16 protein-coding genes and 1 riboswitch are annotated in these 21,442 nt (G+C 40.5%); of the genes, 9 read left to right on the top strand and 7 right to left on the bottom strand.

The window, feature by feature from the left end; genetic code table 11:
• Nucleotides 1–9: 9 nt before the first annotated feature.
• The 4 genes from atpH to atpB form a co-directional block, all read right to left on the bottom strand.
• The gene (gene atpH, locus AC1W6K_RS06365; protein ID WP_481721387.1) at nucleotides 10–546 is read right to left on the bottom strand and encodes an ATP synthase F1 subunit delta; all 537 of its coding nucleotides are present in this window, start codon (nucleotides 544–546) and stop codon (nucleotides 10–12) included.
• Nucleotides 547–557: 11 nt separating this feature from the next.
• On the bottom strand, nucleotides 558–1,052 hold the full coding sequence (gene atpF / locus AC1W6K_RS06360; RefSeq protein WP_481946849.1) for a F0F1 ATP synthase subunit B: 495 nt from the start codon (nucleotides 1,050–1,052) through the stop codon (nucleotides 558–560).
• 129 nt (nucleotides 1,053–1,181) lie between these two features.
• Nucleotides 1,182–1,427 (bottom strand): ATP synthase F0 subunit C, encoded by a 246-nt coding sequence (gene atpE / locus AC1W6K_RS06355; protein ID WP_395785446.1) that lies wholly within the window; start codon nucleotides 1,425–1,427, stop codon nucleotides 1,182–1,184.
• Between the two features lie 36 nt (nucleotides 1,428–1,463).
• Complete coding sequence (gene atpB, locus AC1W6K_RS06350; RefSeq protein ID WP_481721383.1) at nucleotides 1,464–2,537, bottom strand: F0F1 ATP synthase subunit A; 1,074 nt, start codon at nucleotides 2,535–2,537, stop codon at nucleotides 1,464–1,466.
• Between the two features lie 541 nt (nucleotides 2,538–3,078).
• Nucleotides 3,079–3,194: riboswitch (SAM riboswitch) on the top strand.
• Nucleotides 3,195–3,201: 7 nt separating this feature from the next.
• On the opposite strand from atpB, the gene AC1W6K_RS06345 reads away from it, so the two are divergent.
• Both AC1W6K_RS06345 and AC1W6K_RS06340 read left to right on the top strand, forming a co-directional pair.
• Nucleotides 3,202–4,278 carry a homoserine O-acetyltransferase family protein gene (locus tag AC1W6K_RS06345; protein ID WP_481946848.1) on the top strand — a complete coding sequence of 359 codons (1,077 nt, stop codon included), beginning with the start codon at nucleotides 3,202–3,204 and terminating at the stop codon, nucleotides 4,276–4,278.
• Nucleotides 4,279–4,398: 120 nt separating this feature from the next.
• The gene (locus AC1W6K_RS06340) at nucleotides 4,399–5,196 is read left to right on the top strand and encodes an SDR family oxidoreductase (RefSeq protein WP_481946847.1); all 798 of its coding nucleotides are present in this window, start codon (nucleotides 4,399–4,401) and stop codon (nucleotides 5,194–5,196) included.
• On the opposite strand, the gene AC1W6K_RS06335 is transcribed toward AC1W6K_RS06340, so the two are convergent.
• Nucleotides 5,193–6,380 (bottom strand): nucleoside permease, encoded by a 1,188-nt coding sequence (locus AC1W6K_RS06335; RefSeq protein ID WP_481946846.1) that lies wholly within the window; start codon nucleotides 6,378–6,380, stop codon nucleotides 5,193–5,195. The genes AC1W6K_RS06340 and AC1W6K_RS06335 overlap by 4 nt on opposite strands.
• A 307-nt stretch (nucleotides 6,381–6,687) precedes the next feature.
• On the opposite strand from AC1W6K_RS06335, the gene AC1W6K_RS06330 reads away from it, so the two are divergent.
• Together AC1W6K_RS06330 and AC1W6K_RS06325 are read left to right on the top strand one after the other, a co-directional pair.
• Nucleotides 6,688–7,158 carry a DUF3592 domain-containing protein gene (locus AC1W6K_RS06330; protein WP_481721375.1) on the top strand — a complete coding sequence of 157 codons (471 nt, stop codon included), beginning with the start codon at nucleotides 6,688–6,690 and terminating at the stop codon, nucleotides 7,156–7,158.
• 40 nt (nucleotides 7,159–7,198) lie between these two features.
• Nucleotides 7,199–8,026, top strand: coding sequence for an inositol oxygenase family protein (locus AC1W6K_RS06325; protein WP_481721373.1), 828 nt, complete (start codon nucleotides 7,199–7,201; stop codon nucleotides 8,024–8,026).
• A 178-nt stretch (nucleotides 8,027–8,204) separates the two neighbouring features.
• Here AC1W6K_RS06325 and AC1W6K_RS06320 read toward each other — a convergent pair whose 3' ends face one another.
• Both AC1W6K_RS06320 and AC1W6K_RS06315 read right to left on the bottom strand, forming a co-directional pair.
• On the bottom strand, nucleotides 8,205–8,738 hold the full coding sequence (locus tag AC1W6K_RS06320; RefSeq protein WP_481721371.1) for a nuclear transport factor 2 family protein: 534 nt from the start codon (nucleotides 8,736–8,738) through the stop codon (nucleotides 8,205–8,207).
• Nucleotides 8,739–8,746: 8 nt separating this feature from the next.
• Nucleotides 8,747–10,012 carry a serine hydrolase domain-containing protein gene (locus AC1W6K_RS06315; RefSeq protein WP_481721369.1) on the bottom strand — a complete coding sequence of 422 codons (1,266 nt, stop codon included), beginning with the start codon at nucleotides 10,010–10,012 and terminating at the stop codon, nucleotides 8,747–8,749.
• Between the two features lie 84 nt (nucleotides 10,013–10,096).
• Here AC1W6K_RS06315 and yidD point away from each other — a divergent pair, with 84 nt between their 5' ends.
• The 5 genes from yidD to AC1W6K_RS06290 all read left to right on the top strand — a co-directional run.
• Entirely contained in the window at nucleotides 10,097–10,306 is a 210-nt protein-coding gene (gene yidD, locus AC1W6K_RS06310) for a membrane protein insertion efficiency factor YidD (protein WP_481721367.1), read from the top strand.
• A 458-nt stretch (nucleotides 10,307–10,764) separates the two neighbouring features.
• Entirely contained in the window at nucleotides 10,765–13,764 is a 3,000-nt protein-coding gene (locus tag AC1W6K_RS06305) for a SusC/RagA family TonB-linked outer membrane protein (RefSeq protein WP_481946845.1), read from the top strand.
• A 57-nt stretch (nucleotides 13,765–13,821) separates the two neighbouring features.
• Nucleotides 13,822–15,291, top strand: a complete 1,470-nt coding sequence (locus tag AC1W6K_RS06300) for a RagB/SusD family nutrient uptake outer membrane protein (protein WP_481946844.1) — start codon at nucleotides 13,822–13,824, stop codon at nucleotides 15,289–15,291.
• A gap of 104 nt (nucleotides 15,292–15,395) precedes the next feature.
• Complete coding sequence (locus tag AC1W6K_RS06295; RefSeq protein ID WP_481946843.1) at nucleotides 15,396–18,698, top strand: VCBS repeat-containing protein; 3,303 nt, start codon at nucleotides 15,396–15,398, stop codon at nucleotides 18,696–18,698.
• Between the two features lie 8 nt (nucleotides 18,699–18,706).
• Nucleotides 18,707–21,442 (top strand): VCBS repeat-containing protein (locus tag AC1W6K_RS06290; RefSeq protein ID WP_481946842.1); only part of this gene is annotated, 2,736 nt, incomplete at its 3' end.

Raw genomic sequence — 21,442 nt, 5'->3', positions numbered from 1 at the left:
GCCTTTCAATTAAGATGCTAATGAAACTTTTAGATCATTCAGCTTTCGCTTGATTGAATCATCTATTTGTTGGTCCCCAACCTTCAAGATGAATCCACCAATAAGGCTTTCGTCAATCTTTTCGATCAATTGTACTTCTTTACCTGTGTAATCTTTAACGATTTTGGAAACCGTTATTTTCTGGTCGGCCGTTAATGAAGAAGCCGTCGTAACAGTTGCTTTTTGGATTCCTTTGTAATCGGTATACATGGAAATGAATTCTTTAGCCACAGCAGGAAGAATCTTTTCGCGGTTTTTATTCGTGATTATGACGAATATACCGTAGGTAACGGGGTTAAATTTATCCTTAAATAACTTCGCAAGGATTGCTAGTTTGGTATAATGCTTAATGATTGGGCTCTTGAGTGCTAGGACTAATTCATAACTTCCTTCGCATGTCTCTGCGAAATCAATCATGTCCTTTGCAACTGCTTCTACGGCATTTTTTTCAATGGCGAAGTCAAGCAAGGATTTAGCGTACCGGTGAGCTACAATTAATTCTGACATGGTCTATTCGATTATGATAATTTAACGTCAGACATCCACTCAGTCACTAATTTTTCCTGAGCTGCTTTGTCTTTTAATTGGCTTTTCAATACTTTTTCAGCCAAGTCTAACGATAGCGAAGCCGCTTCCCTACGGATAGAAGCTACTGCACTCGCTTTTTCTTGTTCGAAAGCTACGCGCGCCTTTTCGATTTCTTGGTTTGCAGCCGTCTGTGCATCTAATTTTGCTTGTGCAATCATTGCATCCGACGCCTCTTTTGCTTGTTTAATTAATCCATCACGTTCAGCACGAGCTGATGCGATTAGTTGCTCATTACCTGCTTTCAACTCAGCCATTTCAGTACGCGTTGTTTCAGATAATTTGATTGCTTCGTCAATGGATTGCTCCCGCTCTGCTAGCGATTGAATAATGGGTTTCCAAGCAAATTTAGCTAGTAAGAAAAACAAAATTCCAAAGACAAGTAATTGCCAAAAGATTAATCCTAAATCTGGGGTAATTAACTCCATGGTATATAAATATTTACAGTATTTAGTTTCTAGAAAACGCAATTTGGTGCCTAGTGCCTTCCAAATTGCGTTTTAAATTTTTTGAATAATGATTCTAAGGCTAATCCCTAGGTTTATTCGGTTGGTTTCTTATTTCAAAGTAACCAATAGACAAATTACAGCAGCGAATAACGCAACCGCCTCAACGAAGGCAGCAACGATCAACATCGCACCCTGAATTTTTCCAGAAGCTTCTGGTTGACGCGCAATAGCTTCCATGGCAGAACCACCGATGCGACCGATACCAACACCAGCTCCTAAAGCAGCTATACCAGCACCAACACCTGCTAGGCCAAGACCTACAGAAACTTCTAATAAAATCGATAAAATAGACATACGATTTGGGTTTATATAAATTAAAAAAAATACAAATTAATGGTGATGCTCTTCAACCGCCGATCCGATGTAATTCGAAACTAACATCGTAAAGATGAAGGCTTGGATGAAGGCAACAATTAGCTCAATTACATTCATGAAAAGCGAGAAAGGAACTACTGCAAGTCCTAATGCCGCATTTTCAAATATGAAAATCAAGGATACTAAACTTAATAAAATGATGTGGCCGGCCGTAATATTCGCGAACAAACGAACCATTAACGAGAATGGCTTCATAAATACGCCCACAATTTCTACCGGGGTTAAAATAATTAACATCCACTTAGGAACGCCTGGCATCGCAAAGATGTGTGTCCAATACGTAGAACGTCCATTTACATTAGTAACAATGAATGCGATGATCGCTAAAACTAAAGTTACGGCGATATTGCCCGTCACGTTTGCTCCTCCGGGAATTAAGCCCAACATATTGTTAAACCAAATAAAGAAGAAGATAGTCAATAAATAAGGCATAAATCGGCGGTAATGTTTTTCGCCAATGTTGTTTTTTGCAATCTCATCACGAACGAAAATGATGATAGGTTCGAACATGGATTGAAGTCCTTTAGGAGCTCTATGCGGATTTTCTTGGTATTTTTTTCCGATACCAATGAAGATTGTCAACAATAAAACGGCTGATATTAATAAGGAAGCCACGTTTTTCGTAATTGAAATATCGTATACTTTCTCGCCATTTTCAGCATGAATTTTTCCATGCTCTAAAACGAAACCATTGTATGGAATCTCTTCGTGATGTTCGTTTTTGAAATTGGATGAAGAAAATACCTGTAAACCTGCAGACGCTGTGTAAACAATACAAGGCAATGGTAAAGTAGCATGAAAATGGCCCACTGTAAAGAAATGCCATTCATGTTCGTCCGCAATGTGATGTAGGATTAATTTACCTGGATCGAATTTGGTTGATTCTGTTTTAGTAACCGCTAGTGCCGTTGCTTCCTCAGACACATTCGCTGATTCATTTGCTACTAACGAAAAGCTTGAAAAGCTGAATAATAATCCAAGGATTATATTTGAAAAGTACATTTTCTTTAAAAAAGTCTTAATCGGCATCGTAATTCTAGCTTTTACTATTTTGTGATAATTTATGTTGTTAATACGGCGATTAACGGTGTTTTGGGCACGAAATAAAAGTTGAAAAACTATTTATTTCCTAAAAACGTCGCAAGTTACGAAGCAAGGCTATTATTTCAAAATTTGCACTACATAAATAGAGTACAAAAAAGTTGATTGTGAATAAGAATATTTCAGGTGTACCGGTGTAGGCAAAAAAACCAACGAAAGAAAGGCTTGAAATAAAGCGTATAGTCAGATTAATGAGTTGAAAGTGGACAAATTTTTCTTTCCCACTTTTTGGACTGATTTGTGAAATGCCAATAGTTAAATAGGATTGAAAAATTAGAAACGCTAGAATATACGTTATCTGGGGGTGGATTAAATTTCCCCATGGACTGATGTGTACTAGGTACAAAATACCCATTAGTATGATGTAAAACAGAATTAGGCTTTTCATGCGGGTAAATATCACTAAAATTTTGGAAAATCCTGATTTCATGATTTACTTTGTCCCCTCATTCAGTGGCTGTAGCGCATTGAATTATAAAGAAGAAGGGAGAGACTAGGCTCATTGATCTTCTGGCAACCCGTCAAAATTTGACCCCGGTGCTAATTCCTACCCCAGGCGAATGCCTGTTTAGGGAAATATAACGCTTTGACGATGCAAGCAGAATTTAGACACTATCATTATCCCCATACTTTTGCTTTAGAAAGCGGAGCTTCGCTTCCTCAAATTGATTTGGCATACCAAACGTGGGGGCAGATGAATGCATCTTGCGATAATGTGATATGGATTTGCCATGCATTCACGGGCAGTCAGGACGTTGCCGAATGGTGGCAGGGGCTAGTTGGGCCTGGTAAATTGTTTAATCCCGAGAATAATTTCATCGTTTGTGTCAATATTTTAGGCTCACATTATGGTTCTACGGGTCCTTTGTCTACGGATCCATCAACGGGTAAACCCTATTTTCATTCATTTCCAGATATAAGTATTCGGGATGTTGTTCATTCATTTGAGCTGTTACGAAATGAGTTGGGGATTCATAAGATTAAAACGTGTATTGGTGGTTCGATGGGTGGCCAACAAGCCGTTGAGTGGGGAATTGTGAATCCTGATTTGATTCAAAATTTAATTTTAGTGGCGACAAATGCGGTTCATTCTCCGTGGGGAGTGGCATTTAATGAGTCCCAACGGATGGCTATTGAAGTCGACAAGACTTGGGGAGAATCGCATCCAAAAGCAGGAATTGAGGGAATGAAAGCTGCTCGTGCAACTGCTCTGATTTCGTATCGTAACTACGAAACCTATCAAATTACCCAATCTCGCCAAGACCATTCGTTGGAAAAAACATTGCGCGCCGTTTCCTATCAACGCTACCAAGGAGAAAAGTTAGCCCAGCGATTCAATGCGTATTCCTATTATATTTTGTCCAAAATGATGGATTCTCAAGATGTAGGTCGGAACCGAGGTGGAATTATTCCCGCTTTGAAAGAAATTAAATCCAATACCTTGGTGATTGGGATCAAATCCGATGCTCTCTTCCCGATTGTTGAACAAGAATTTTTAGCCAAACATATTCCAGGTGCTTCTTTTCAAATGATTGACTCACTTTACGGGCACGATGGATTTTTAATCGAAAGTGGCTTGATGACAAAGGCTATTCGCTTGTGGCAGAAGTTGCAATTACTTGAGGTTAATCCGATGGAGGAGTTCTTTCGCGAGTTAGAAAGCAGGTAAGAAATGCGCTATTTCTCTTTGGCAAAGCTCTAAGCTTTGTCAAAGTTGGCCCAGGCACACAATTTGTGACTATCAAAGCAGACGCGAGGTATCGCGTCGCTACTTGTTTATATTTGGAGTATGGAATTCAAAAACAAAATCGTCTGGATTACCGGAGCCTCATCTGGAATTGGGGAAGCCTTAGCCTATGAATTTGCTTCAAAGGGCGCCAATTTGGTATTATCCGCCCGTAGAGAGGTGGAATTGCAACGGGTAGCCCAGTCTTGTGAGGGACACGGGGGAAGCGTATTGGTTTTGCCATTTGATATGGTGGATTTGGCGGGACATGGCCAACAGGTTACCAAGGTGATGCAAACGTATGGTCGGATTGATGTGTTGGTTTTAAATGCAGGAGTGAGCCAACGGTCATTTGTATTAGATACCAAATTTGAAGTTTACCGCAGTTTGTTTGAAGTGAATTTCTTTTCGATTGTGCATTTGGTCCAACAAGTCATTCCGGTGTTTCAAAATCAAAAGGCTGGAGTTTTTGTGCCAATTGCCTCTGTCGCTGGCCGAATTTCGACCCCGCGTCGTGCGGCATATGGTGCCACAAAACATGCCTTAATTGGATTTTTCGATTCCGTGCGCGCTGAATTACACGATCATGGTGTGCAGGTTTCCACCATCATGCCAGGCTATATCCGTACGGAAATTTCATTACACGCGATGAATGAAGACGGTGAAAAATATGGGAAAATGGACCCAAATCAAGCCAAAGGACTTGATCCAAATTTCACCGCCCAAAAAATAGTTCATGCCGTTTCTCAGGGTAAAAACTACTTTTTTGTTGGTGGCGCTTTAGAGAGATTCGGCTTGATTGTACAGCGCCTCTTCCCATCCATCGTTCCTTGGATGCTTCGAAAAATTAAAAATACCTAGGCTGTTTGTTTTCGTTCACTGAAAAACAGAATAAATAGCACGAGTACTAAAACAGCTATGCCAGCTGGTACCATCCAGACTGACTGCCAGTCATGGACGCCATTGGTGGTATACATGTCTAGAACTATACCGGAAAGTTTCGATCCGATACCCATACCTACACCATAGGTTGCCAAGGTAATTAGCCCCTGTGCGGAATTCTTAATATGGGGTCCAGCTTTTTGGTCCGTATAAATTTGTCCAGTCACGAAGAAGAAATCGTAACAAATACCATGAAGAATGATGCCAATATACAAGATCCACTCACTAGAAAGTCCATCGCCGTAACCAAAGCATACAAAGCGTATAATCCAGGCAATCAATCCAACGATAAGCATTTTTTTGACTCCTAGGCGTGTAAATGCAAAGGGAATTAACAACATGAAAATTACCTCAGAAGCTTGACCCAAAGACATTTTGTTTTCAACATTGCTCATGTGGGAATCCGTTAATGAAGGATTTGCCATGGCGTAATAGAAGGAAAGTGGAATACAGATTAGGATCGAAGAAATAAAGAAAATGAGGAACGAACGATCCTTGAAAAGTTTGAGGGCGTCTAGGCCAACAATCTGAGCGATGGATGCATTTTTGTCGGCTTTCGGAGGGGTGTCTGGTAAGAAAAACGCGTAGATTCCTAAGGCGAAAGAACTGTACATGGCAATATGAAATATGGCTACATTATCTCCAAGGGCGTAAAATCCGATGATATTGGTTACCACAATCCAAGCAACGGTCCCGGTTACCCGGATATTGGCAAATTCCTTTTCTGGATTTTGCATTTGCTTCATCGCAATGGAATTTGATAAGGCTAAATTTGGTGCGAAACACATGGTATAGGCTAAAATGTACCAAAAGAAGATTTCAGGATCCGTTGTTTGGCTTAATAAATACAGCAATCCTCCACCAATAATATTTAAAACCCCCATTACTTTTTGTGCTGCGAAATAACGGTCTGCAATTAGGCCCACAAAGAATGGAGCAACAAATGAGGCAATAGAGAAGGTAAGGTAAGCATTACCTACTTGATCGCCGGTAGCGTTCAAGGTGCTTAGTAGGTATTTACTCATTTGACCGTACCAGGCTCCCCATCCGAAGAACATGAGGAACATCATGGTCATGAGTTGAATTTTAGTCGATTGCTTCATAGTTTTTGGTTTCTTTCAGGTCAAAAATACAAATTTGAAAGAAATATCAAATTTTAGGAAAATAAATTTTTCGAGCTTTTGGCTCTATTTCGAAAACCCATTTTCTGAAAATACGCCTATTTTTTCTATGAATGGGTCAAAATGAAATCCTGTTTTTCGGAAATTAGCAAAAAACATTAAAAAGTGCTTGAATAGTGTACTTCACTACTCTTTTTGCGCATGAGCTACGTATTTGATTTTCAGTATTTTTTGTACGTCTTTTGATGAAAATATCAGATAGGGGTTCCCTGTTTGCACAAATAGACGAATGAATTTAGTTGGCATTTTATTGATTTCTGGTCGGCCTACCGGTTCTTTTCAAGGATCGATGACACTATTTTTGGTGTTGTTTTCCTTTATCGCTTTTGCCTTGATTGGTGTGGGTGTTTATTTGTATAACAAGCGGAAAGATTGGATTGCACATTCAAAAACTACGTACGGTAAAATCGTAGAGATTTCGCGTCGGTACGCGCGGGATGATCACTCAGGTAGATTTCCGATTTACTTCCCGATTGTATCCTATTATGTTAATGGTGCCGAGTTTCGCCGGGAGGCAGATAAGGGTTTGGCAAAGAATTGTGAGATAGGCCAGCAAATTCCGGTACGGTATTTAACGGATAATCCATATGAGGCTTCTTTGAGTGAGACTAGTTTGCCTGTGTTAAATCCTACTGTGTTTTTTGTTTTAGGTATCTTAATGCTGATGAGTTCGATTATTCTCTCACTCTTGCAGCATTAAAAATCATTCTGTAATTTCATCGTTCTAAACTTTAGGCGCGATGGAAACGATCAGCAAAGAAAAATCTGAATTTCGTAATTATGAGCAGGGTGATATCACCGTTGCCGTAAAAGAGCATTACCGTAAGATGCGATCGCGTCAAACGTATGCATATGTACTTCGAATGAAAAATAAGTACTTGACATTTGAGCGTCCGATGGACATTTGGGAAATGATGGAGCGCTTGAATGTCTTGGTTGACGTTTCTGATCCAGATTTGACCCTCCCTAATATCATTCATTTATTGCAATCAGCAGAAGGTCTTCGTGCCGAAGGGCGTCCAGATTGGATGCAGTTGGTGGGCTTAATTCATGATTTGGGTAAAGCCATGTATTTATTTGGTTCAGATGAAGACGGAACAAGTCAGGCTGAGCAGTGGGGATTAGTAGGGGATGTGTTTGTCGTAGGCTGTAAATTACCTGATTCGTGCGTGTATCCAGAGTTTAATGCGTTAAATCCAGATATGGCTGATTCGCGTTATAACACTGACTTAGGTGTATATGCTGAAGGCTGCGGATTAGATAATGTGCACTTAGCTTGGGGGCATGACGAGTACTTGTATCAAGTGTTAAAAAATCATCCTGAAAATAAAATTCCGGAAGCGGGTATGGCAATGATTCGCTATCACTCGTTCTACCCGTGGCATTCGGGTGGAAGCTACCGTCAATTCATGACAGCCAAAGACGAACAATATCTTGAATGGATTCGTGATTTCAATAAATATGATTTGTATACCAAATCTCCGGTAGTTCCAGTTTTCGAGGAATTGAAATCGTATTATAAGCCTATCGTGGAGAAATACTTAGGTAAAGGACCAATCAATTGGTAATTGGACGTTAGACTTTAGACGTCAGACGCTAGAAGTTTCCTGCGTCTAAAGTCTAACGTTTAAAGTCTAACGTCCAACGTCTAAAGTCTAACGTCTAACGTCTAAAGTCTAACGTCTAACGTCCAACGTCTAAAGTCTAACGTCCAACGTCTATCGTCTAACGTCCAACGTCTAGTTTTTACCACCCGTCATCTTTTTTCGGTTTGATATTCGCTGTGCTCTTTTTTGCAGGAGCGGCTGCTGCAGGTGTTTTGCCAGTAGCTTTGGTTGCTGCGCCTGCGGAACCTTTTAGTTGGGTATCTAGATCTACGCGGCTAAATACACGGGCGACAATTTTCCATTCGTCATTGACTTGTAATAAGGAAAGTAGATCGATGTATTTAAATTCGTCGAACTGCATTTCGACAGCAGCTAAACCTGAAACTCCAGCATAGGAATACGAAATCAGTTTGGTGCTCGCTTTCACTCCTCCAGCCGGGGTTTTGCTAATAAAAGTTTTAACAGGGATGTCTTGAATTTTTCCCGTAGCCGCATTAAATGTGCGTAAGATGGCTGATTCGTGAAATGCTTTGTTCAATTTGGCTGCGTCTCCTGTGGTTACGCCTTCAAAATAATTGGTGACTGTAGCTTTGATGGCATCGTCAGCAGCTTGTTGTCCCCAAGCAGCAATGCTCGCTAACAAGAACATGGTAACAGAAAGTAGTTTTTTCATAGCTTTAATTAGTTTCCTCCTAAGGTAAATTCCGCAGGTAGGGGATCACCCTTCATAAATAAGGCTGATTTTTCTGGATATAAAATGGATTGTACAATATTTACTTTGGCTAAGGCATGATTGGCCATGTTGCCCAAGATGATGATGGCCGAGTTATCTTTTGGGTTGTGGAGGTAATAGTTTTTAAATCCATGCCACCAACCGGTGTGATAGGTCAACCAATCGCCGTTTTCCAATTGGGTGAGTCTCCATCCGAAGCCATAGTTTTTAGGTAAGACCTTTGGAGTGGTATGCTGAGGGGTAAATGCTTCCTCTAGTGTTGTGTATTTGATTAATTTCTCTTCGTTCAAGGCCATGTCCCAAAGATAAAGGTCCTCCACGGTGGAATATATGCCTTTATCGCCGGTTACCCCATCTAGGTGGTTGAACTCGGAAACGGCAGGTCCTCCGCGCCGAGGCGTGTACCCAGTAGCTGCTGTTTTTAGCATTTCTGGATGCATGGGGTCGTAAACGAAGCTTTCCAACATGCCTGCCGGTTCGAAAATATTTTTCTTTAAGTATTCACGGAAGCCTAATCCACTGAGTTTCTCAACGATGTAGGCCAGCAACATGTAGTTGGTGTTATTATAACTGAATTTAGCGTTAGGCCGGTAGTCGATGTGCGGCTTGAGGCGAATCATCATCTCGACTACTTTTTGATTTGTCAAAGGTATTTTTTTATCATATACCTTATCCATATTATAAGCGTAGTCCGAAAGTCCAGAACGGTGCGTAAGTAAACTGCGGATGGTTAAGCTAGAGTCGTATGGAAAACCTGGGATATGCTTATAGATTGCATCATCATAGTTCAGTAGCCCTTTTTCCTTTAATTGCATAATCGCTACAGCCGTAAATTGCTTGGAAACGGAAGCTAGTTGAAAGTGGGTATGTGTATTAATCGCGCTTTTGGTGAAGTAATTTGAATAGCCAAAACCCTTCTTATAGATGATTTTTCCGTACTGGGTAATCAATACAGCACCATTAAAACCTGATTTTTCGCGCAGCTTAGTGAAAAAGGTATCCAGTTTAATAGATTTTTGTTGCGCTATTTCCGGATTATATAAGTTGGCCAAACTATCATTTCTTTTTTCCGTTACCGTTTTCACGTGGAAAAAGCTTTGGGAAGGATGGGAGTTGGCCAGAATTAGAATTCCGATGAAAAGGGTGATGCCAACAAGTCCGAGGATCTTTGATCGTTTGGGTAATTGATTCATGTATTCGATTAAGCGCTTCATTGAATAGCAATTTATATCAATTAAGAAATTTAATCAATGAATTAGGGATCTTTTATTTAATTTGTTGTTTTACCGAAGATTGGCATGAAATATATATTCATAGTACTGATTAAATTGTACCAGTTGTTGGTTTCTCCCTTTTTGCCAAACTCTTGTAGGTATCAACCTACATGTTCTGAATACGCCAAACAAGCTTTTGAAAAATATGGATTCATCAAGGGTTTTCGCTTGATGGTTCGTCGGCTTGCCTCCTGTCACCCATGGGGCGGCAGCGGGTACGATCCGCTTCCTTGAATTGCCAACAGACTAGCACTGTCCAAATTTTCCAATTAATAGGATTATTCTAATGATGACTAATTAACATGGAAGTAATATATTGCTGAAAAATATTTCATTTTTTTCAAAAAATATTTGTCTTGAAAAATTACAATCGTTTTTGTAGAGTTTGGATAGGTTTTGTCGTTTAAATATGAAGAGTAGATAAAATAGAAGCATAATTAGATTATTTCGTGAATCTGTCCTACACTGTGCTACAATTCAGTAAAATCTAAATTTCGTCCAATTTTATAGGTGGTATTCCTTGATTCCTTACCTTAAATCATTTTTTTATTCAATTTTTTCTATCGTTTTTTGTGTCGGTTTTGAAATTCGCCCTAGACCGTAAACTTTTGCAAAGGCATTTTAACGCGAAAAGATGAATGAGAGGAACCGCTTAGAATCATTAATTATTTTTAACCCTTAATTTTTCACTTATGATTCATTCTTACAAAAGAGTGGGTCGCCTTGTGCGATCAAGTGTAAGTAACCTAGGCTTTAAACAAGCTTTTAGTGTTGCTGTGGCACTGTTAATTTCCTTGGGCGCTTTTGCTCAAGATGTAGTAACGGGAAAAGTAACTGATGCCGCTGATGGCTCAGGTATCCCAGGAGTTTCTGTAGCTGTTAAAGGAACCACGCGTGGTGCTCAAACAGATGCAAATGGTACTTATAAAGTTAATGCTGGGTCGAACACGACTTTGGTATTCTCTTTTGTAGGTTACACAACTAAAGAAGTTTCTGTAGGCGGAAAGTCTGTTGTAAACGTTGCTTTAGCTGCTGACAACAAATCTTTAGAAGAAGTTGTGGTTGTAGGTTACGGTACGCAAAAGCGTAAAGAGATTTCAGGAACAGTAACTAGTTTAGGTTCTCGTGATTTCAACGCCGGAGTTGTAACAAACCCATTAGCTGCTGCTCAAGGTAAAGTAGCAGGTTTGGTAATCACGCAGGCTTCCGGTGATCCAAATGCACGTCCAACAGTTCGTTTACGTGGTACGGGTTCATTGAACGCAGGTTCTGATCCTTTATACGTTATTGACGGTGTGATTGGTGCTCCAATCGAAAACATTGCGCCAGAGGATATCTTGACCATGGACGTATTACGTGATGCATCTTCTGCAGCGATCTACGGATCTCGTGGAGCGAACGGTGTTATCTTGATTAATACGAAGCGTGGTAAGTCAGGTACTCCTACAGTAGATTATACAAACTATGTAGGTGCTGAGACAATTTCTCAACGTCCTCAGTTGATGAATGGTGCTGAGTTTCGTGCTGCCGCTGCTAAGTTTAATCAAAAATTTGATGACTTGGGTGCTAACACGGATTGGTTAGATGTGATTACACAAACTGCTTTGACTCAAAACCACAACGTGGGTGTGTCAGGAGGTTCTGAAAATGTATCATACCGTGCTTCTATTGGATATTTAGACCAAACAGGTACATTGAAAGGTTCTGGTAAAGAGCGTTTAACAGGTCGTTTGAACTTAGATGCGAAAGCTTTAGATGGTAAATTAGCCATGAAAGTGAACATGTCTGCTTCACAAACTGATAACCAATTTTCAGATAACCGTGCGATTGGTTTTGCGATGAACATGCGTCCAACGGATCCAGTGTATAATTCAGATGGAACTTACTTCCAGATTCCAGGTACATTTGCCAACTTTAATCCGTTAGCAACTGTTGAAAACAGAATTAATAAGCAACGTTTACACGATTTCTTATTCAATGCATCTGCTGGTTATACGATCTTAGATGGTTTGGTATTTAACGTATCAGGAACTTTGCGTACGCAAACTGCTGATGGTTCTTTCTTTGCGAAATCAACTCCGCTTAATTTGTTAGCTACGGTAGGTGGTAACGCGGCAAGCCGTAATTTGAACTCAGTTACTGATAAACAATTAGAGACTACGTTAACATATTCAAAGAAATTGAATGATGTTTCTTCATTGAACGTATTGGCTGGTTACACATATCAAGATGTAGTTGCTGATGGTTTTGGTGCCTCAAACAACAACTTCTTGACAGATGCTTTCGAAGCAAATAATTTAGGAGCAGGTTTAGGTATTCGTGCTAATCCAAATTTATTGGGTTCTTACAAGAACCAGTACAAATTGGTTTCTTTCTTAGCTCGTGCTCAATATTCATTATTGAACAAATATTTCGCAACAGTTAACGTTCGTCGTGACGGTTCTACGAAATTTGGAGATAACAACAAGTGGGGTATTTTCCCGTCAGTTTCAGTTGGTTGGACTTTATCTGAAGAGGCTTTCTTGAAAGGTAATTCAACAATCGATAACTTGAAATTGCGTGTTAGCTGGGGACAAACCGGTAACTCAGAAGGTATTCGTCCATTGTTATCTAAGTCGTTCTACGGAGCTTCAGGTACATACTTTGATGGTGGTGCAAATGATTTCTTACCAGCATACACAATTCAATCTAACCCAAATCCTAACTTGAAATGGGAGATTAACGAAAACTACGGTGGTGGTATCGACTTCTCATTATACAAAGGTAAATTGACTGGTAGCTTGGATTTTTACTCACGTACAACAAAAGATTTGTTATACACAGTAAACGTACCTCAAGAGAAAGGGTATGTATACCCAACTATGTTGGCTAACATCGGTTCGATGAAAAACCAAGGGGTTGAGTTGTCATTAACGTATCAAATCTTGGAAACTCAAGATTGGAACATCGCTACTACGTTAGCTGCCTCATTCAATAAGAACGAAATCGTTTCATTGAAGAATGATTCATTCGCTGCTCCAGATCAGGTATTCTTGCCTACATCTTTAGGTTCATTTATCCGCGGTACATCAGCTGTAAACTTCTCAGTATTGCAAGCAGGTCGTCCAGTAGGAGAGTTCTATGGTGCTAAAATCGCTAAGATTGAAAATGGACGTTATGTATTCCAAGATTTAAATGGTGATGGTGTGGTAGATCCAAACTCTAAGGACCGTACATACATTGGAAATCCTAACCCTACTTTCGTAGGTGGTTTGACTACAAATATCCGTTACAAAGCATTTGACTTCCAATTCCAATTGACAAGCCAATTAGGTGCTAAGATTGTTAACACAAATGCATTGTTGTTAGGTCGTCAAGATGGTCGTTTAGCTGAATCAGGTACATTGAAATCAGCAGCGACTTCAGTTATTAATGACGAGCGTACGATCCCAATGGACTACTATGTTGAGTCAGGAGACTTTTTACGTATCAACAACGCATCATTTGGATACACAATTCCTGTCAAGGGAGTGTTCAAGCGTGCGCGTATCTACGTAGCAGGTAACAACTTAGCTGTGTTTACAAACTACACAGGTGTTGATCCAGAGATTAGCCAAAACTTAGCTATTGGATCAGCTGCTCCAGGTATTGATGTTCGTGAGACTTACTACAAAACTCGTGCATTAACTGCGGGTGTAAATCTTACGTTTTAATCAAACAAAATCGCATTCTATTAGTTAAATAATCGAATAAATAAAATTATTAATAAAATGAAAAAATATATCTTTAAAGTACTTTCAGTAGGTGTTTTCGCTTCGTTAGCCCTATCGTCTTGTACAGATTTAACTGAGCCAGTTTACGATGCGATCCCAGCGGATCAATTCCTAAAAACGGATGCTCAAATTTCTGCGGCACTTGGACCTGCTTATGGTGGTCTTCGTGGTATCACATGGGATTGGTTCAATCCTAGTGAGGCATCTTCGGATGAATTAATCGTTCCTACTCGTGGTGGTGACTGGTTTGACGGTGGTGACTGGTTGGCTTATTCTCGCCACACATGGACTCCACAACACGGACCTATCAACGGAATGTGGGGATTTATCTTTGGTAACATCTCTCAGATTAACCAATTGATTCCAGTTGTTAAGACAAACCCAAAAGCAGTAGATGAGTTACGTGCTGTACGCGCTTTCTATTACTTTATGGCTGTGGATGCGTTTGGAAACGTCCCTATCGTTACAGACAATACGTCCGCAGCTGGAACTAAATCTCGTGCTGAGGTTTATACATTTATTAAGACTGAATTAGAAGCGGCTATTCCTAATTTATTACCAGGAAAAGCGTATTCTCGTATGACGCAAGATGCGGCTCGTATGTTGCTAGCTAAGTTGAAGTTGAACGCAGCTGTATATTCAGGTACTGCTGACTGGCAAGGAGCTTATGATGCTGCTAATGCAGTAATCAATTCGAAAAATGGATATTCATTGTCTTCTTCTACAACTGCCAACTTTATTGTTGCGAATGAAGGATCAGGCGAGAACATTTGGACAATTCCGTACGATAGCTTTAAAGCAGGTGGTATGAACTTCCACATGAGAACCTTACACTATGCTAACCAAGCAACGTATGGTTTGGGTAACTCACCTTGGAACGGTTTCTGTACATTAGCGGATTTCTACAACTCTTTTGAGTCTAAAGATTTACGTAATGCTATGTGGATCAAAGGACAGCAATATGCTGCTTCTGGTGCTGCATTGAAAGATGCAAAGGGCGCTCCTTTATCATTTATCGCCGACTTCAACAAGGATCAAATGACGGATGCTGATCCAGAATTCCAAGTTGCTGGTATCCGTGCTCAGAAATATGAGATTCAAAAGAACAACCCGAACGGGGATCAATCAAACGACTACGTAGTATTCCGCTTGGCTGATGCAATCATGATGCGTGCAGAAGCTGCTTTCCGTTTAGGAAAAACGTCTGAAGCTTTAGCTGATGTAAACAGAATTCGTACACGTTCTGGTGTTGATGCGTTAACTTCAATCACTGCGGCTGACATCTTAGCTGAGCGTGGTCGTGAGTTTGCATGGGAAGGATGGAGACGTAACGACATGGTTCGTTTCGGTACATTCTCTTTAGAGCGTAAGTTCATGAAGAATTTAGATAAGAGACGCGAGTTGTTTCCAATTCCACAACCACGTATCGATGCTAACCCATTGTTGAAACAAAACCCTGGGTATTAATTCATACTGAATTTTTTAAAAAGGCAGAGCCATTTTGGTTCTGCCTTTTTATTTTCTAAACAAGGCCTTTTTCGTATTTTTGCAGTCCATTAGTTGAACATTCCATGAAGTATTTTATACTCCTCTGTAGCTTTGCCATCCTTGCTTGTGCTTGCTCCACGAAAGAAGATACGCTCTTCGAAGAATTACCCGCATCTGAAACAGGCATTGACTTCGTGAATCGAAGTTTAGAGAAAAAGGAATTTAACATTTTCAACTACCGTAATTTCTACAACGGTGGTGGCGTGGCGATCGGTGATGTGAATAATGATGGGCTCTCCGACATTTTTGTCACCTCTAATTTTGAGGATAATAAACTCTACCTGAATAAAGGGGGCATGCATTTTGAAGATATTACCATTAAAGCTGGTATCGTGGGTAAGAAATTTTGGTCCACCGGAGTGACCTTTGCAGATGTCAACGGGGACGGATTAATGGATATTTATGTGTGTAATTCTGGTTCGCGCGATGCGCGTGGTAACCAATTATACATCAACCAAGGAATTAAAGGGGGCACTCCATCTTACAAGGAAATGGCCAAAGATGCTGGGCTAGAGGACGGAGGTCTTTCTACGCATGCTGCGTTCTTCGATTATGATCGCGATGGCGATTTAGATATGTATTTGCTGAACAACAGCTTTACGCCAATAGATAAGTTGGGCTACACCAACTTACGTGATATGCGCGATAATTTAGGCGGGGACAAGTTGTTTCGCAATGACAGTCCCGATGGTAAGAGCATCAAGTTTACGGATGTATCCGAAAAAGCTGGTATTTATGGTAGCTTGATCGGTTTTGGTTTAGGTATTACGATTGGCGATGTTAACAATGACAATTGGCCAGATATTTATATTTCAAATGATTTCTACGAACGTGATTATTTATACATTAATCAGCACGATGGAACATTTAAAGAAGACTTAGAAAATCAAATGCCGCATATCTCCCTGAGTTCGATGGGGGCAGATATCGCGGATATTAATGATGATGGAAACCTGGATATATTCGTGACGGATATGCTTCCAGGTGATGACCGTCGCTTGAAAACTACATCCATTTTTGAAGGCTATAACCTAGTGGATTTGAAGCTGAAACGCGGTTTTTGGCATCAATACATGCGCAACAATTTGCAGTTGAATAACGGCGACGGGACCTTTAGTGAGGTTGGTCAATTGGCTGGAGTTCATGCCACCGATTGGTCATGGGGAGCCTTGATTTTTGATATGGACAACGATGGTCAAAAAGACATTTTTGTCGCCAACGGTATTGCCAAAGATTTGACGGATCAGGATTTTGTGGATTTCTTGGGAGATCGAAACACCATGCAACAAATGCTGAATGGAAAGAAATTCGATTATAAAGAGTTTACCGATAAGATTTCTTCAGTACCCATTCCTAATTATGCCTATAAAAATGAAGGTGATTTAACCTTCTCGAACCAAGCTAAATCATGGGGATTAGAAGGGCCAGGTTTCTCGAATGGATCCGCCTATGGTGATTTAGATAATGATGGAGATTTGGATTTAGTTGTCAATAACGTCAATGCTCCGCTTTCGGTGTATAAAAATAAGACCAACGAGAAGTTGAAAAACCACTATTTGACTATTCACCTAAAGGGAACTGGAAGTAATTTGAATGGGATTGGTGCTAAGGTGACCGTGTTCCAACGAGGTAAAATTAAAGTGTTGCAGCAAATGCCCAACCGTGGTTTTCAATCCTCTAGTGATCATCAAATGGTTTTTGGCTTAGGTCAAAATGGACAAGTCGATTCTCTTCAGGTTATTTGGCCTGATGATCAAATGCAGGTGCTTAAATCCGTTCAAGTAGATCAAGTGCTCACGCTAGATTATGCTAAGGCAACAGGCAAATTTACCTTTAAGCAACCTGTTGGCAATTCCCTTTTCACTGATATTACTTCGAAATCATTGAATTATACCCATCAAGAAAGTTTGTTTAATGATTGGGATCGAGATGTTTTATTAAAACAAAAATTCTCCACGCAAGGTCCAGCCATGGCCGTGGGCGATGTGAATGGGGATGGTTTAGACGATGTTTATTTAGGAGGTGGTGCAGGCCAGAAAAAGCAGTTATTTGTCCAACAGGCAAGTGGTCAGTTTAAGAAAAGTGTGCAGGCCGATTTTAATTTCGATCAAACCACGGAAAATACAGATGCCATTTTCTTTGATGCTGATGGTGATAAAGATTTAGATCTGTTCGTCGTAACGGGTAGTAATGAGTTCGAAATTAATGCGCCTGAATTGCATGACTTATTATACCTGAATGATGGGAAAGGGAATTTCAAGCGTGATCTTCGTTTTCCAACCATCTTTGAAAATGGCTCTTGTGTAACGGCTGCCGATATGGATCACGATGGAGATTTGGATTTGTTTGTTGGTTCCCGCATGCTTTCCACGAAATATGGCATGAGCCCTAGCAGTAATCTGTACATAAATGACGGCACAGGTGGTTTCAAAAACTATTCAAAACGCTTTATGCTTGGGATTGGTGATTTGGGGATGGTAACTGATGCGGAATGGGTGGATGTCAACAAAGATGGCTATGCTGATTTAGTCGTTGCCCAAGACTGGGGTGGAATCGTGGTATTCAAAAACGAGCGTGGTCGGAAATTAGTTAAGCAAGAAATGGTTCCTGGATCAGAGGGTCTTTGGGGATGCTTGAAACCCGCTGATATTGATGGCGATGGGGACATGGATTTCATTGCGGGGAACTTTGGACTGAATTCAAAAATTAAAGCTTCCGCCGAATTCCCTGCTATCTTATCGGTTAATGATTTTGACAAAAATGGTACAGCTGAGCAACTCATTTCATGTGTTACCGAGGACGGAAATACCTATCCAATGGTCTTGAAAGGGGAATTGCAGCGCGCAACACCAGGAATCAAGCAAAAGTTTATCAAGTACAAAGATTATGCCAATAAGACGGTAGAGGAGTTGTATTCCGATGAACAGCGCGACGGTATGGTACTTCGCCAAATCACAACCACTGAATCGGCCTTCTTAATCAATGATGGCAAAGGGAATTTTAGTCTACAGGCATTGCCTTACCAAGCACAATTTTCGCCTATTCGGGGCATTGAAGTTGGTGATTTTGACCATGATGGGAAAGTTGATATTCTGCTAGCAGGAAATTTCTTTGATTCACTGCCTGAATGGGGTCGTTTTGATGCCTTGTATGGTTTGATGTTGCAAGGCCTTGGAAAAGGAAAATTTGCCGTAAAAACTTCGCAAAAGACTGGATTTAAAACGATGGGTCAAGTGCGTAAAATGGCTATTGCAAAAGGTAAAGGAGGGAATTTTGTTGTCCTCGCAAAAAACAATGACAAAGCACAAGTGTTTCAAGTAAAATAATAAGTAGTATGAATAAGTATTTCGCATGTTTCATTTTATCCATTGGTTTCCTTTCGTGTAGATCGGGTGATGATGTGCAATTATTCGAGAAATTGCCTGCCTCGAAAACACATATTGATTTCACCAATCAAATCAAGGAAACGCCTGAATTTAATATTTTGGATTACCTCTATTTCTATAACGGGGGTGGCGTTGCTTCGGGTGACATCAATAATGATGGACTCGTGGATCTCTTTTTTACGTCTAACCAAGGGAAGAATAAATTGTACCTAAACAAGGGCAATATGGAGTTCGAAGATATATCCATTAAATCGGGTATCGAAGGATTTTCAGATTGGAAGACGGGTGTGACCATGGCCGATATTAATGGCGATGGGCTATTGGATATTTACGTTTGTGCCGTGAGTAATTTTAAAGGGATGGAAGGTTCAAACGAATTGTACATCAATAATGGTGACAATACGTTTACGGAAAAAGCTAGCGAGTATGGCCTGGATTTTACTGGTTTTGCTACACAAGCTGCCTTTTTTGATTACGATAAAGATGGGGACTTGGACTGTTATTTGTTGAATCATGCTGTACATAACACCCGTTCGTATGACCGTGTGAACACGCGGATGTTGAAAGATAACGAGGCGGGAGATTATTTGTACCGCAACGATGGTGGCAAATTCAAGGATATTTCTGCTGAATCTGGCATCTATCAAGCAGCTATGGGTTATGGATTGGGCGTTTCGGTGGCAGATTTAAATAATGACGGTTGGCTCGATATATATGTCAGCAACGATTTCCACGAAGACGATTATTACTACATCAATCAAAAAGACGGAACGTACAAGGAAGGAATCAAAGAGCATTTCAAGCATTTGAGTCGTTTCTCGATGGGTTCCGATATTGCGGATATCAATAATGATGGGTATCAAGATGTGATGACGCTGGACATGTACCCTGAGGACGAAAAGGTTGAGAAATCATCTGTTGGCGAGGATCCATTAGATATTTACATGTACAAATTGCAGTTTGGCTATTTCAATCAGTATAGCCGGAATTGTTTGCAATTGAACATGGGGGGGCAAAAGTTTTCCGATATCGCAGCTTCTTCTGGCGTTGCGGCCACCGACTGGAGCTGGGGTACATTAATGGCTGATTATGACGGGGATGGTCTGAAAGATATTTTCGTTTCAAACGGTATTTTACGCAGGCCAAACGACCTAGATTACCTCAAATTTGTCATAGGGGATTCGTTGCATTATGGCTTGCCAACTTCCCATAAATTGGACCAAGAGGCTATCGATTTAATGCCGAGTGGTAAAGTGCATAATTACTTATTTCAAGGTTCCAAAGATTTACGTTTTAAGGATAAGTCCATGGATTGGGGTTTTGAGGAAGCCGGGATTTCGAATGGAAGTTCGTATGCCGACTTGGACAATGATGGCGATTTAGATTTGATTTCAAACAATCTGAATGAACCGGCGGGAATTTACGAGAATCATTCGCGTGAGCTATTGAAGAATAACTTTGTGAAAGTGAAGTTCAAGGGAGAGGGGATGAATACGTTTGGCATCGGGGCGAAGGTGATTTTGAGGACGAAGGAAGGCCAACAACTCCAGCAGATGATGCCGACTCGTGGATTTATGAGTTCTGTAGAGCCTACTTTATTATTTGGAATCGGCCAATTAGCGCGAGTGGATTCATTGATTGTTATCTGGGAAAATGAGAAAATGCAAATCATTAAAAATCCCAAGATTAATGAATTGTTGACACTCGATCAGAAAAATGCACAGATTTTGGTGAAGGATTTCCAGTTCTTTGTCCAACCGAAACCCATGTTTGAAGAGGTTACGGCTTCGTTAGGAATTCCTTATCTGCATTTAGAAAACACCTATTTTGACTTTAATCGTGAGTTATTAATTCCTTTTAAGGTTTCCATGGAGGGTCCTAAAATGGCCGTGGGGGATGTAAACGGAGATGGTTTAGAAGATTTTTATGTGGGTGGACCGAAGTATCATGCGGGCCAATTGTACCTTCAAAAAGCGAATGGATTTGCCGTTTCACCCCAGACTTCGTTTTATGTGGATAGCCTTTATGAAGATGTGGATGCCTTGTTTTTTGATGCCGATGGCGATAAAGATTTAGACCTGTATGTGGTGACAGGAGGAAATGAGTTTTTCGATAAAATGCCTGAACAGTTTGACCGACTCTACAAAAATGATGGTAAAGGAAATTTTACGCGTGACCTAAATGCTCTGCCAGCGATGTATGATAATAAATCCGTTGTTCGTCCATGCGACTTTGATCGCGATGGTGATATCGATTTATTTGTTGCCGGACGCGTGGTAGCTTACCATTATGGGTATTCACCCAAATCTTATTTGTTGGTGAATAATGGAAAAGGGCAATTCGCCGACCGCACTCAGGCTTTAGCCCCAGAACTTCGTGAAGCAGGGATGTTGACCGAAGCGATTTGGGCCGATTTTGACAAAGATGGAGATCAAGATTTAACGGTTGTAGGAGATTGGATGCCGATTAAATTGTTTGAAAATCAAAAGGGGAAATTCACGTTAATTGAAAATGGATTGGAGGAGTTGACAGGTTTCTGGAGCGGATTAACGGCTGGCGATTTTGATCACGATGGGGATATAGATTTTGTGGCAGGGAACTTGGGGACCAATACGAAATTGCGTAAACAAGTGGATGGGAAACTTCGCATGTTAATTAAGGATGTGGATAAGAATGAGACGGAG

The organism is Aquirufa sp. (genome assembly GCF_964796385.1).
This window is presented reverse-complemented; position numbering and strand designations above follow the sequence as displayed.

What these genes read in the sequence shown, in the direction of transcription:
- AC1W6K_RS06315 (WP_481721369.1), bottom strand. Translation starts at nt 10,012, where the DNA reads ATGAAGCGCTTAATCGAATACATGAATCAATTACCCAAACGATCAAAG.
- AC1W6K_RS06320 (WP_481721371.1), bottom strand. Translation starts at nt 8,738, where the DNA reads ATGAAAAAACTACTTTCTGTTACCATGTTCTTGTTAGCGAGCATTGCT.
- atpH (WP_481721387.1), bottom strand. Translation starts at nt 546, where the DNA reads ATGTCAGAATTAATTGTAGCTCACCGGTACGCTAAATCCTTGCTTGAC.
- atpF (WP_481946849.1), bottom strand. Translation starts at nt 1,052, where the DNA reads ATGGAGTTAATTACCCCAGATTTAGGATTAATCTTTTGGCAATTACTT.
- yidD (WP_481721367.1), top strand. Translation starts at nt 10,097, where the DNA reads ATGAAATATATATTCATAGTACTGATTAAATTGTACCAGTTGTTGGTT.
- atpE (WP_395785446.1), bottom strand. Translation starts at nt 1,427, where the DNA reads ATGTCTATTTTATCGATTTTATTAGAAGTTTCTGTAGGTCTTGGCCTA.
- AC1W6K_RS06330 (WP_481721375.1), top strand. Translation starts at nt 6,688, where the DNA reads ATGAATTTAGTTGGCATTTTATTGATTTCTGGTCGGCCTACCGGTTCT.
- AC1W6K_RS06340 (WP_481946847.1), top strand. Translation starts at nt 4,399, where the DNA reads ATGGAATTCAAAAACAAAATCGTCTGGATTACCGGAGCCTCATCTGGA.
- AC1W6K_RS06305 (WP_481946845.1), top strand. Translation starts at nt 10,765, where the DNA reads ATGATTCATTCTTACAAAAGAGTGGGTCGCCTTGTGCGATCAAGTGTA.
- AC1W6K_RS06325 (WP_481721373.1), top strand. Translation starts at nt 7,199, where the DNA reads ATGGAAACGATCAGCAAAGAAAAATCTGAATTTCGTAATTATGAGCAG.
- atpB (WP_481721383.1), bottom strand. Translation starts at nt 2,537, where the DNA reads ATGCCGATTAAGACTTTTTTAAAGAAAATGTACTTTTCAAATATAATC.
- AC1W6K_RS06345 (WP_481946848.1), top strand. Translation starts at nt 3,202, where the DNA reads ATGCAAGCAGAATTTAGACACTATCATTATCCCCATACTTTTGCTTTA.
- AC1W6K_RS06335 (WP_481946846.1), bottom strand. Translation starts at nt 6,380, where the DNA reads ATGAAGCAATCGACTAAAATTCAACTCATGACCATGATGTTCCTCATG.
- AC1W6K_RS06295 (WP_481946843.1), top strand. Translation starts at nt 15,396, where the DNA reads ATGAAGTATTTTATACTCCTCTGTAGCTTTGCCATCCTTGCTTGTGCT.
- AC1W6K_RS06300 (WP_481946844.1), top strand. Translation starts at nt 13,822, where the DNA reads ATGAAAAAATATATCTTTAAAGTACTTTCAGTAGGTGTTTTCGCTTCG.